Annotated in this window: 9 protein-coding genes and 1 pseudogene; 7 read left to right on the forward strand and 3 right to left on the reverse strand. The window is 70.2% G+C overall.

The features are described from left to right. Window positions 1-103 precede the first annotated feature (103 nt). Both AC5P09_RS29470 and AC5P09_RS29475 read right to left on the reverse strand, forming a co-directional pair. Window positions 104-1,435 carry an enolase C-terminal domain-like protein gene (locus AC5P09_RS29470; protein ID WP_493876783.1) on the reverse strand — a complete coding sequence of 444 codons (1,332 nt, stop codon included), beginning with the start codon at window positions 1,433-1,435 and terminating at the stop codon, window positions 104-106. Window positions 1,436-1,471: 36 nt separating this feature from the next. Beyond that, window positions 1,472-2,809: a gluconate:H+ symporter gene (locus AC5P09_RS29475; protein ID WP_493876784.1), complete on the reverse strand. Its 1,338-nt coding sequence runs from the start codon at window positions 2,807-2,809 to the stop codon at window positions 1,472-1,474. A 149-nt stretch (window positions 2,810-2,958) separates the two neighbouring features. On the opposite strand from AC5P09_RS29475, the gene AC5P09_RS29480 reads away from it, so the two are divergent. Together AC5P09_RS29480 and AC5P09_RS29485 are read left to right on the forward strand one after the other, a co-directional pair. Continuing rightward, window positions 2,959-3,747, forward strand: coding sequence for an IclR family transcriptional regulator (locus AC5P09_RS29480; protein WP_493876785.1), 789 nt, complete (start codon window positions 2,959-2,961; stop codon window positions 3,745-3,747). Window positions 3,748-3,998: 251 nt separating this feature from the next. Beyond that, window positions 3,999-4,142 (forward strand): annotated as a pseudogene (locus AC5P09_RS29485) (VOC family protein); the annotation flags it as partial. Between the two features lie 329 nt (window positions 4,143-4,471). Here the strand turns inward: AC5P09_RS29485 and AC5P09_RS29490 are convergent. After that, entirely contained in the window at window positions 4,472-6,136 is a 1,665-nt protein-coding gene (locus AC5P09_RS29490) for an NAD-dependent malic enzyme (RefSeq protein WP_493876786.1), read from the reverse strand. 226 nt (window positions 6,137-6,362) lie between these two features. On the opposite strand from AC5P09_RS29490, the gene AC5P09_RS29495 reads away from it, so the two are divergent. The 5 genes from AC5P09_RS29495 to AC5P09_RS29515 all read left to right on the forward strand — a co-directional run bounded on the left by AC5P09_RS29495 (window position 6,363) and on the right by AC5P09_RS29515 (window position 11,077). Then, window positions 6,363-7,205 carry an SDR family oxidoreductase gene (locus AC5P09_RS29495; protein ID WP_493876787.1) on the forward strand — a complete coding sequence of 281 codons (843 nt, stop codon included), beginning with the start codon at window positions 6,363-6,365 and terminating at the stop codon, window positions 7,203-7,205. Between the two features lie 20 nt (window positions 7,206-7,225). Continuing rightward, window positions 7,226-8,308 carry a class I mannose-6-phosphate isomerase gene (locus AC5P09_RS29500; RefSeq protein ID WP_493876788.1) on the forward strand — a complete coding sequence of 361 codons (1,083 nt, stop codon included), beginning with the start codon at window positions 7,226-7,228 and terminating at the stop codon, window positions 8,306-8,308. A 31-nt stretch (window positions 8,309-8,339) separates the two neighbouring features. After that, window positions 8,340-9,191, forward strand: a complete 852-nt coding sequence (locus AC5P09_RS29505; protein WP_493876789.1) for an alpha/beta fold hydrolase — start codon at window positions 8,340-8,342, stop codon at window positions 9,189-9,191. Then, window positions 9,188-10,057 (forward strand): sugar phosphate isomerase/epimerase family protein, encoded by an 870-nt coding sequence (locus AC5P09_RS29510; RefSeq protein WP_493876790.1) that lies wholly within the window; start codon window positions 9,188-9,190, stop codon window positions 10,055-10,057. The genes AC5P09_RS29505 and AC5P09_RS29510 overlap by 4 nt, the downstream gene beginning before the upstream one ends. Window positions 10,058-10,405: 348 nt before the next feature. Next, window positions 10,406-11,077, forward strand: coding sequence for a hypothetical protein (locus AC5P09_RS29515; RefSeq protein WP_493876791.1), 672 nt, complete (start codon window positions 10,406-10,408; stop codon window positions 11,075-11,077). The last annotated feature ends 80 nt before the right edge of the window (window positions 11,078-11,157 follow it).

Consider the following 11,157-nt stretch of genomic DNA (forward strand, 5'->3'; position numbering starts at 1 on the left):
CCGAGGTGCGCCGCGGCGAATCGGCTGTCCGGCCGAGGGAGGGACCTGCCGTCCGGGCGGGATCGTCAAGGCATGCTGATCGCAGGTGCCCCAGCCCAGTCGCCTACCGCACCAGGCAGGGGCGCTTGCTGTCGAACTCCCAGCCTGGGATGAGGTGTTGCATGGTGACGGCGTCGTCGCGTGCCCCCAATGCCTTCTCCCGGTAGAGGTCGTGGGCCGCGAGGAGCCGGTCCATGTCGAGGTGGACGCCCAGCCCCGGGCCGTCCGGGACGGCGATCTCACCACCGACGATGCGCGGTGGGGCGGTGGTGAGCCGTTCCAGCCCTTCCTGCCAGATCCAGTGGGTGTCCAGGGCGTTGTACTCGCCCGGGGCCGCGGCGCCGCAGTGGGTCACCATGGCCAGGGAGATGTCGAAGTGGTTGTTGGAGTGGCAGCCCCAGGTCAGGCCCATGGCGTTGCACAGCTGCGCCACGCGCACCGAGCCCTGCATGGTCCAGAAGTGGGGGTCGGCCAGCGGGATGGAGACCGACTGGAGGGCCAGGGCGTGGGTCATCTGGCGCCAGTCGGTGGCGATCATGTTGGTCGCGGTGGGAAGGCCGGTGGCGCGGCGGAACTCGGCGAGGATCTCCCGTCCGGAGTAGCCGCCTTCGGCTCCGCAGGGGTCCTCGGCGTAGGCGAGCGTGCCGACCAGGGGCCGGCACAGCTCGATCGCCTCGCGCAGTGACCACGCGCCGTTCGGGTCGAGGGTGATCCGGGCCTCGGGGAAACGGTCCTTGAGGGCGCGTACGGCCGCCACCTCCTCGGCACCCTCCAGGACGCCGCCCTTGAGCTTGAAGTCCCGGAACCCGTAGAGGTCGTAGGCCGCCTCGGCCTGGCGGACGATCGCCTCCGGCGACAGGGCCTCCTCGTGCCGGAGCCGGTACCACTCCACGGGCGAGTCCGGTTCGCGGACGTACTCCAGGTCGGTCCGGTCCGGGTCGCCGACGTAGAAGAGATAGCCCAATACCCGTACGGAGTCCCGCTGTTGGCCGTCTCCCAGGAGCGCGGCGACGGGCACGTCGAGGTGCTGCCCGAGGAGGTCGAGCAGCGACGACTCGACGGCGGTGACCGTGTGGACGGTGGTCCGCAGGTCGAAGGTCTGGGCGCCCCGTCCGCCGGCGTCGCGGTCGGCGAACCGGTCGCCGATCTCGCGCAGGACGCGCTTGTAGTCGCCCACCTTCGCACCGAGGACGAGGGGTTCGGCGTCGCGGAGCGTCTGGGTGATCTTCTCGCCGCCGGGCACCTCCCCCAGTCCCGTACGGCCCTTTGAGTCCTTGAGGACGACGACGTTGCGGGTGAAGTACGGGCCGTGGGCGCCGGAGAGGTTGAGCTCCATGCAGTCGCGGCCGGCGACGGGGTAGACGGCGAACTCGGTGACGGTCGGCTGACTGCTCATGATGGTCCAAGTCCCTTGTGTCATGGATGAGTCGGGTTACAGGCTGAGGACGTCGAGGGCCCACTCGGCCGCCAGGACGCCCCCCAGGCCGAGGACGGCCAGCACCGTCGTATAGGTGGTACGGACCTTGATCGCTTCAATGACGGAGAGGTTGAAGTACTCCTTGAACAGCCAGAATCCCGGGTCGTTGACGTGGGAGCACGCGATGGAACCGCAGGCGACGGCGAGCACCATCATCTCCGGGTGGACCCCGCTGCCCGCCAGGAGCGGCAGCACCACGCCGGAGGCCGTGACGACGGCGACCGTCGCCGAGCCGAGCGCTATGCGGAGGATGACGGCGACGAGCCAGGCGAGGACGATCGGCGAGATGGACCAGCCGTCCGTGGCGTCCTTGATGTAGTCGGAGATCCCGCCTTCGACGAGGACGTTCTTGAAAGCCCCGCCGGCGCCGATCACCAGCAGGATCATCGCCATCGCCTTGGCCGCCGAGGTGCAGGAGGCGCCGACCTCCTCCAGGCTCCGGCCGATCCGCGGCCCGAACGCCCAGACCGCCAGGCACAGCGTCAGCAGCAGCGCGATCGGTGCCGAGCCGATGAAGGCGACGAAGTTCAGGAACGGGCTCTCGGTGGAGGTGGCCATGTCGGTCACGGCGGCGGCCACGATCAGCGCCACGGGGAAGAGCGCCACGAACAGCGACCAGCCCAGTGAGGGCATCTCCTCGTCGGCGAACTCGCGGTCGCTGACCAGGCCCTTGGGGATGGAGGGGTTCATCGCCCTGATGAACGGAAGGCGCGGCCAGGTCAGGGCGATGAGCGCGCCGGCGGGAACGGCGATGAACAGACCGTAGAAGAGCGTCAGTCCGACGGAGGCGTGGAAGGTCGCGGCGACGGCGGTGGGGCCGGGGTGCGGCGGCAGGAAGCTGTGCATGGTGGACAGGGCGATGGACATCGGCAGGCCGACCCACAGCAGCTTCGTTCCGGTGACCCTGACCAGGGTGAACGCGATCGGCACGATGATGATGAAAGCGACCTCGTAGAACATGGTCACGCCGATCAGCATGGCCGTGACGACCATGGCCACCTGGACCCAGCGCGGGCCGAAGGCGTCGAGGAGCTTGCCGGCTATTCGCTGAGCGGCGCCGGAGTCTCCCATGACCCGGCCGACCATGGCGCCGAGTCCGATGGTGAGCATGGTGTCACCGACCTGGTCCCCGATGCCTTCGGAGAGGACGTCCGGGATGGTGGCCACCGGGATGCCCCGGACCAGTGCGACGCCGACCGCCACGAGCAGGAGGGCCGCGAAGCCGTTGAGCCTCAGCCTGGTCATCAGGAGAAGCAGGATCAGAACGCTGATCCCGACTACGAGGAGAGGCATGGCAGTTCCCCTTTGAACTGTTGGGTGAGCCGTCCTGCTCATCCCTGTATGCAGATGACGTCTACGTATGCAGATGGAGGTTAGATGGGTGAACGGAGTGGGTCAACGGGTTGGGCAGACTCGGATCGACGCGGATTTACGATGGGCCCATGTCGGAGGGGAGAGGTGTCCGCGGTGTGAAGTCGGCGGCCCGGACCGTCGCGCTGCTGGAACTGCTCGCCGCGCGGGGCGAGCAGCCCTCGCGCCTGGACCAGCTCGCGGAGGAACTGGGCGTGCCGCGCAGCAGCATGTACCAGCTGCTCCAGACCCTCGTCGACTCCGGTTGGGTCCGCACCGACGCCACCGGCTCCCTCTACGGCATCGGCATCCGCGCCCTCCTCACCGGCACCAGCTATCTCGACGGCGACCGGCGCATCCGCACGGTCCGCCCGTACCTCGACGAGGCCTCGGACGCGCTCGGCGAGACGATCCACATGGCTCGGCTCGACGGCCCGGACGTCGTCTACCTCGCCACCCGTGAGTCCCACGAGTACCTGCGCACCATCAGCCGCGTCGGCCGCCGCGTCCCGGCCCATGCCGGCGCCCTCGGCAAGGCACTGCTCGCCGAGCGCCCCGACGACGAACTGCCGGTCGCGGGCAGGCCGTTGACGGCCCTCACGGAGAACACGCGCACCGACCGTGCCGCACTGCTCGCCGACCTGGCCCAGGTGCGCGAGCGCGGCTACTCCATCGACCGCGAGGAGACGGTGACCGGTATCGCCGGCTTCGGCTTCGCCCTGCGGTACGACACACCGGCCACCGACGCCATCAGCTGCTCGGTCCCGGTGGCCCGGCTGACCCGGGAACACGAGGCCCGCATCGTCTCCGTGATGCGGGACGTACGAGCGAAGATCGAAGCCCACCTGCCGCCCGTCTCGGGCATACCCGACTGGCGCTGAGGCTGCGGGTAGTAACTGACCCGGTCACACCAAGAAGATCGTGCCAGTACGCTCCCGGTCATGACGGCACCTCCGACGGGCTCCGAGACAGCCCACCGCCCGACCGTGTTGGGGGTTTGGAGCTGTTGCCGTTGGAGTGCGTTCAAGAGCGTTCTGGTGAGCGGGAGTGAGTGTGGGTGGTCTGTGTCGTGGCGTGCCTCGGCGGTGGGGCCCGTTTCCGCGGTGAACTGGCGTTCTCTCATCGAATGCGCATGGCCCGGTTCTGGGACGAGGCGATGGACTGGACCCTGCACGAGGTCACCGACGCTCACGCGCTGCTGCGCTCCGCCAAGGGCGTCGGCCCGTATCTCAAGACGGCTGGCTCCCGACCCACCCTTGACACACCGGATCGTCTGGAGGAGTTCCGTGGCCGGGCGCCCCGGTCGGCCGCGACTGGGGTTGCATCCCAGGTGGCAACAGTCCACAGCATCGCCGACCCTCGTCGGCTTCGAGGCGCCCGCCGACCTGACCGGGGAGCCGGAGGCGGAGCCGGGGCCGGGGCCGGAGGCGGGGCCGGGGCCGGAGGCGGGGGCCGGAACCGGAGCCGGAGGCAGGGCCGGGACCCGAGCCGGAGCCGGGACCGGGACCGCCAGGTCAAAGTCGGTCGCTTCCGCCATGCACGTCGTCGCTTCCCAAGCTGAGGGCGCGCGTTCGGTTCGCGTGTCGCAGGTGTCGCCTCCTCCTGTCAGTCGTACTCCGGCTGCCACATGGCGTCCTGGATCTGCTGGATCACGTCGTCGAGGCCGGCCCGGGCGACGCCCTCCGCGTCGGCGCGGCGGGCGACGGCCGTGGCGACCACGGCCGAAGAGGTGCGCAGGTTCTCCACGTGCGGCAGCAGCGCGGCGCCGGGCCCTGACAGGTCGGCGAGGCCGGCGACGGCTTCCGCCGCGGCCTGGAGCATGCCGTCGGTGACCCGCTCGGCGCGGGCCACCACGGCGCCGAGCCCCAGCCCCGGGTAGAGAAGGGCGTTGTTGGCCTGGCCGATGACGTAGGTGGTGCCGTCCAGCTCCACCGGAGGAACCGGGATGCCGACGGCGACCAGGGCCTTGCCGCCGGTCCACCGCAGCACGTCCGCCGGCATGGCCTCGATCTTCTCCGTGGGGTTGGACAGCGGCAGCACCACCGGCCGGTCCACGTGGCGGGCCATGGAACGCACGACGTCCTCGGTGAAGGCACCGTGCTGAGTGGAGGTCCCCACCAGCACGGTCGGATGCACATGGTCCACCACGCCTGCCAGGTCGGCCGGCCGGTCGTCGGGCCACTCGTCGTCGGGGCGCGCGTACGGCTGCTGGTAGTCGCGCAGTCCCTCGGTGGAGCGCCGCAGCAGACCCTGGCGGTCCACGCACCAGATGCGGCGGGTGGCCTCCTCCTGGTCCAGTCCGTCGCGGACCATCGCGTCGCGCAGCTGGTCGGCGATGCCCACGCCCGCCGTCCCGGCGCCGAAGACCACGATCCGCTGGTCCCGCATGGGCGTACCGGTGACCCGCACCGCGTTCATGACGCAGGCCAGCGTGATCGCGCCGGTGCCCTGCATGTCGTCGTTGAACGTGCAGATCTTCTCGCCGTACTGCTGGAGGATGCGGCGGCCGTTGCCGGGGCCGAAGTCCTCCCAGTGGAGCAGCGCCTGCGGGAACAGCTCGCCCACCGCCTCCACGAAGGCGGCGACGAACGCGTCGTACGCCTCGCCGCGCACCCTGCTGTGCCGGTTGCCGATGTACAGCGGGTCGTTGAGCAGTGCCTGGTTCCCGGTGCCGACGTCGAGCATCACCGGTACCGCACGTCCCGGGTGGATGCCCGCGGCGGCGGTATAGACCGCCAGCTTTCCGACCGAGATCTGCATGCCGCCGACGCCCCAGTCGCCGATGCCGAGGAGCTGCTCCGCGTCGGTCGCCACCACCAGGTCGACGTCGTCGGGGCCGAGGCCGAGCGCCTGGAAGGCGGGGCGGACGTCCTGGGGGCGGTCGATGGACAGGTAGACCCCGCGCGGGCGGCGGTATTCGTGGCTGTAGCGCTTGATCGCCTCGCCCACGGTCGGGTCGTACACGATCGGCAGCAGCTCGGTGAGGTGGTCGGTGAGCAGCCGGAAGTAGAGGACCTCGTTGCGGTCGTGGAGCTGTTCCAGGTAGACGTTCTTCGCCAGGTCGTCCGGCTGCGCCCGCAGCTGTTCCCAGGCGCGGCGGGCCTGCAGCTCAAGGGACAGCACCGCGGGCGGCAGCATCCCCACCAGGCCGTGCCGCTCCCGCTCCTCCTGGGTGAAGGCGACGCCCTTGTTGCTCAGCGGGTCGGCGAGCAACGCGCGCCCGCCCGGTTGCTGGTGGTCGTCCTGTGCACGGTTTCGGGGCGGGGCCATCGGCTCTCCTTGCGTCGCACGACTGCCGTCGGGGCTCGTTTCCTGTCGGGCCGGCTCGTTTCCTGCCAGGCCGGCTCGTTTCCTGCCAGGCGCCCCGGGTACCCCGGTCGGCACGACAGGCGCACCGGCGCTCATCCCTTTGCCGCACTTTGACGCGACCCTTCGCGATGAAAGAGACGCGGCCCTTCGCGATGAAAGAGCTGAAAGAAAAGAGGGGGATTTCCCCATGCCCAAGCCCGCCCAGCAGCAACAGCCTCCGGGTACCGAAGCGGCCCTGCGGCCCCGGGCCGACCACGGTGAGCGCAGTTACCGCGGATCGGGCCGGCTGGCCGGGAAGACGGCCGTGATCACCGGTGGTGACAGCGGCATCGGCAAGGCCGTCGCGATCGCCTACGCCCGCGAGGGCGCCGATGTCCTCATCTCGCACCTGAACGAGGAGGAGGAGGACGCCCGCGACACGGCGCGCTGGGTGGAGGAGGCCGGCCGCGAGGCGGTTCTGGTGCCCGGTGATCTGAGCGATCCCGCCCACTGCCGGGAGGTGGTGGCGCGGGCCGTCGAGGCCTTCGGCCGCATCGACGTCCTGGTCAGCAACGCGGCGTTCCAGATGTTCCGCGACTCGATCGAGGAGATCCCGGACCAGGAGTGGGACCACACGCTGGCGACCAACCTCAGCGCCATGTTCCGCCTCTGCAAGGCGGCGGTGCCGCACATGAAGCCGGGTGCGTCGATCATCGCGTCCAGCTCGGTGAACTCCGACACGCCGCCGCCGGGCCTGCTGGCGTACAACGCGACGAAGGCGGGCCTGGCCAACATGGTCGGCTCCCTGTCCCAGTCGCTCGCCGAGCGGGGCATCCGGGTCAACAGCGTTGCCCCGGGGCCGATCTGGACGCCGCTGATCCCCGCCACGATGCCGCCCGAGCAGGTCGAGGACTTCGGCGGCCAGACACCGCTGGGACGGGCCGGGCAGCCGGCCGAACTCGCCCCCGTGTACGTCATGCTCGCCTCGGACGAGGCCGCGTACGTCTCGGGTGCGCGCATCGCCGTCACCGGCGGTCAGCCCATTCTCTGACACCTCGTCAGGAAGCAGGAATGACCGTGGACTCGTACCCCTTGCCGCTGACCACCCCCGTCAAGCAACACGTCTTCGGCGGCCGGGCCATCGCCGAACGGCGGGGCCGTACCGGCCTGCCCGACGGCCCGGTCGCCGAGACCTGGGAGGTCAGCGATGTGGACGGCGAGGGAGCACGGGTCGCGGCCGGCTCGCTGGCCGGCCGCACGCTGCGCCGGCTCGTCGAGGACCATCCCGACGAACTCGTCGGACGCGGGTGGCGCGGCCCGCGCTTCCCGGTGCTGACCAAGTTCATCGACGGCAGCAGCGCCCTCCCGGTCCATCTGCACGCCGACGACGACACCGCGCGCCGGCTGGAGGGCGAGCCCCACGGCAAGACCGAGGCGTGGCACGTCCTCGACGCGGCCCCAGGAGCCACCGCCCTGGTCGGGACGAAAGCCGGTGTGGACCGGGACACGCTGCACCGGGCCCTGCTCGCACAGGACTTCGACGCGGTCATGCGCCGGCTTCCGGTACGGACCGGGCAGACCGTCTACGTACCCGGCGGCACCCTGCACAGTTTCGGCCCCGGCACCCTCGTCTACGAGATCGAGCAGACCTCCGACATCCAGCAGCACGCCATGCGCCGGCACATGGAGGACGGTTCGGAACTGGACGACGAGGAGTGGCACACCAACCTCGGGCGGCTCCTCGACGAGTGGCGTCCCGGACCACGCCCCGAGTTCCACTCCGGCCTGAGCATCCAGGTCGACGACGCGGTGAAGCGCACCGTGCTGTGCGCCGGCCCGTACTTCGCCCTGGAGCGGTGGCGGGCGGGCACCACGGCCCCACTGGTGCACGACTTCTCCACCGCGCTGGTCGTCAGCAACGCCGGTGCCCCGGTCGCCGTGGAATCCGGTGGCCGGTCCGAGCGGCTCGGGCGCGCCCGGAGCCTGCTGCTGCCGGCCGCGCTGGGCCGCGTACGGATCCAGGGGCCCGCCGATGTCCTCCTCGGCTACCTGCCCGACCTGGAACAGGACATCCGCACGCCGCTGCTCGCGGCCGGGCACGGGGCCGCCGCCATGGCCGCGCTCGGTGAGGGCCTCACCGACCCACTCACGTAGCAGCACGTAGCAGGCACGCAGCAGGAGATCCATGATGGGCACCATCACCACCAGCGACGGCGTCACGATCCACTACGAGGAACAGGGCACCGGCCCTCCCCTTGTCCTGCTCCACGGCTGGGGCTTCAGCGGCCGCTTCTTCACCCGCAACGTGGACGCCCTCGCCGAACACGCCCGCGTCGTCACCGTCGATCTGCGCGGACACGGCGACTCCGCCAAGCCCCGCCACGGCTACCGCGTGTCGAGGCTGGCCAAGGACCTGTTCGACCTCCTCGAAGAACTCGACCTGCGCGAGGTCACCCTCCTGGGCTGGTCACTGGGCTGCCCGGTCATCTGGAGCTATCTGGAACTGTTCGGCAGCCACCGCCTGGCCCGCGCGGTGTACGTCGAGCAGGCACCCCGCCAGTACTACGCGCCGGACTGGCCGCACGCACACGCCACCTGCTACGACGAACCCTCCCTGGCCGCCCTCCAGACCCAGCTCATCTGCGATCCCCCCGCCTTCGACGAGGACCAGATCGGCACCATCCTCGCCACCGAACCCACCCCGCAGGAGCGGGAGTTGCTCCTGGCCGAGATGGCCAAGTCGCCCCCGTACGCACGCAACGCGCTGATGGCCGACCACACCCGCCACGACTGGCGCGACCTGCTGCCCGTGATCCGGCTGCCCAGCCTGGTCCTGGTGGCCCGTCAGGACCAGGTGTTCCCCTGGCAGGGCCCCGCCTGGGTCGGCGAGGCACTCCCTGGCGCCCGGACCGTCTTCTTCGAACACAGCGGCCACGCACTGTTCTTCGACGAGCCGGAGAAGTTCCACGACACGGTCACGGGATTCCTGACCGACAGCAGGGACGACAGCAGGGACGACACGGAGGTACACGTGTGAACAGCCCGGCACCGCCGCCGTTCCCCTTCCCCTACGGCGTCAACCAGTTCACCACCATGCCCTGGTCCTTCGAGGAGGACCTGGCGCACTACGCCGACCTCGGTGTCGAAGCGATCGAGCTGTGCGAGACCAAGCTCGACCAGGACCCCGACCGCGCCAAGGCGCAGCTCGCCTTGGTCGCCGAGACGGGACTGCCGATCAGCTCCGTCCAGCCCGTCGTACGGACCGTGTTCCCCAGCGAGACCCAACCGGACCCGGCCGACCGGCGCGACCGGACGGCCCGCTTCCGCCGCAGCGTGGAGCTGATCGCACCGTTCGCGCCGGGCGCGGCCTTCGTCACCAACACGGGACCGGCGCCCGACGGGAACCTGCACGAGACGATCCGCCAGGTCGTCAGCCATCACCGCGAACTGGCGGACATCGCCGCCGACCACGGCGTACGGATCGCGCTGGAGCCCCTCAACCCCGTCCTGCTCAACGCCGAGACCGCCATCTGGACCTACCGGCAGGCGCTCGACATCGTGCAGGAGGTCGACCGGGAGAACGTGGGCGTCTGCCTCGACCTGTGGAACCTGTGGCAGGACCCGGACCTCGTCCCCCGCCTCACCGACGCCCCCGACCGCCTGTTCCTGCTCCAGGTCAGCGACTGGCGCACGCCCCGCTCGCGGATGGACCGGCGCGGCGTCGGCACCGGCGACATCCCGGTCGGCCGACTGCTGCACGCCGCCCACAGCGTCGGCTACCGCGGCCCTTGCGTCCTGGAGATCTTCTCCGACAACGTGCCGGACTCGCTCTACGAGACGGACCTGGACGATCTTCTGCGCACCAACCACACAGCCCTCGAGTCGGCCTGGCGAACCGGCTGAGAGCGGGCGGGACGGTCGCGGTTCAAGACGGCGCATCGACGAACCGCCGTCCACAGCCGATGTGTTGCTGTGTCACGGCTGTGCCACGGCGGTGTCCTGAAGGGAAGACGGGCGTGACCTGCGGGCTCTGGGACCCCTCATAGTCAGCGCAGAGCGGGAACCCGGTGGAGAACGCCGCCGGCTCCCTGCTACTCCCCACTTCGGAAGGAACCTCCCGTGATGAACCGCCACCTGCGCAAGGCAGTCGTCGCCACCGCCGCGATCACCGCCGGACTGCTGATGACGGCCTGACAGAACGGCACCGCCGACAGCTCGTCCGGCACGAGCACGGCGGACACGGCAAGCCCGGTGGCGGCCGCGGAGAAGGCCTCGGACTCCAAGGACTCCAAGGACTCCAAGGGCGTCAGCGGCTCGTTCAAGAACGGCAAGGTCACCTACCTCGCCCCGGGCAAGTACATCGTGTCCGTACCGGGCAAGGAGGACCAGCAGTTCTGGGTCGCCGAGGACACCGAGGTCTACGGCGCCGGCACGATATGCGGCGAGGCGGGCTCCAAGGTGGACGCGCCCTGCACACCCGACCAGCTGGAGGCGGCCCTCAAGAAGGGTGCCGTGAACGCTGACGTGGAGATGAAGAACGGCGCGGCGACCCTGGTGACCGAGCGCCGCGCCCCTCAGCAGGACGCCGGCTCCGCCCCCGACTCCGACTCCCGCGACACCGTCATCGAGGGCATCAACGAGGGCAAAGGTGTCAACGGAACCTGGTTCGGCAACGTCTCCTACCTGGCGCCGGGCAAGTACACGGTCTCCGACATGAAGGGCACCGAGCAGCAGTTCCTCCTCGCCGAGGACACCGAGATCTGGGGCTACGGCGACATCTGCGGCGACACGAACACGGGCGAGGGCGGCCAGGGCGGCATCGAGTGCACCGAGGCCGAACTGGAGACGGCCGCCAAGAAGGGCTTCAGCGCCGAGGTCGAGATCAGCAATGGCATCGCGACCACCATCACCGACGACCACTGAGCACACCGTTCCTCTGGACTGAGCGGGAGTGAGTCCGCTCAGCCGCACGCCCCGAACGGTCTTGGGCGCACTGGTCCCCG

The sequence above is a fragment of the Streptomyces sp. a15 genome, assembly GCF_059026085.1.

Excerpts from the sequence above, each read along its gene's own strand:
- AC5P09_RS29505 (WP_493876789.1), top strand. The coding sequence starts at position 8,340 with ATGATGGGCACCATCACCACCAGCGACGGCGTCACGATCCACTACGAG.
- AC5P09_RS29480 (WP_493876785.1), top strand. The coding sequence starts at position 2,959 with ATGTCGGAGGGGAGAGGTGTCCGCGGTGTGAAGTCGGCGGCCCGGACC.
- AC5P09_RS29475 (WP_493876784.1), bottom strand. The coding sequence starts at position 2,809 with ATGCCTCTCCTCGTAGTCGGGATCAGCGTTCTGATCCTGCTTCTCCTG.
- AC5P09_RS29490 (WP_493876786.1), bottom strand. The coding sequence starts at position 6,136 with ATGGCCCCGCCCCGAAACCGTGCACAGGACGACCACCAGCAACCGGGC.
- AC5P09_RS29495 (WP_493876787.1), top strand. The coding sequence starts at position 6,363 with ATGCCCAAGCCCGCCCAGCAGCAACAGCCTCCGGGTACCGAAGCGGCC.
- AC5P09_RS29500 (WP_493876788.1), top strand. The coding sequence starts at position 7,226 with ATGACCGTGGACTCGTACCCCTTGCCGCTGACCACCCCCGTCAAGCAA.
- AC5P09_RS29470 (WP_493876783.1), bottom strand. The coding sequence starts at position 1,435 with ATGAGCAGTCAGCCGACCGTCACCGAGTTCGCCGTCTACCCCGTCGCC.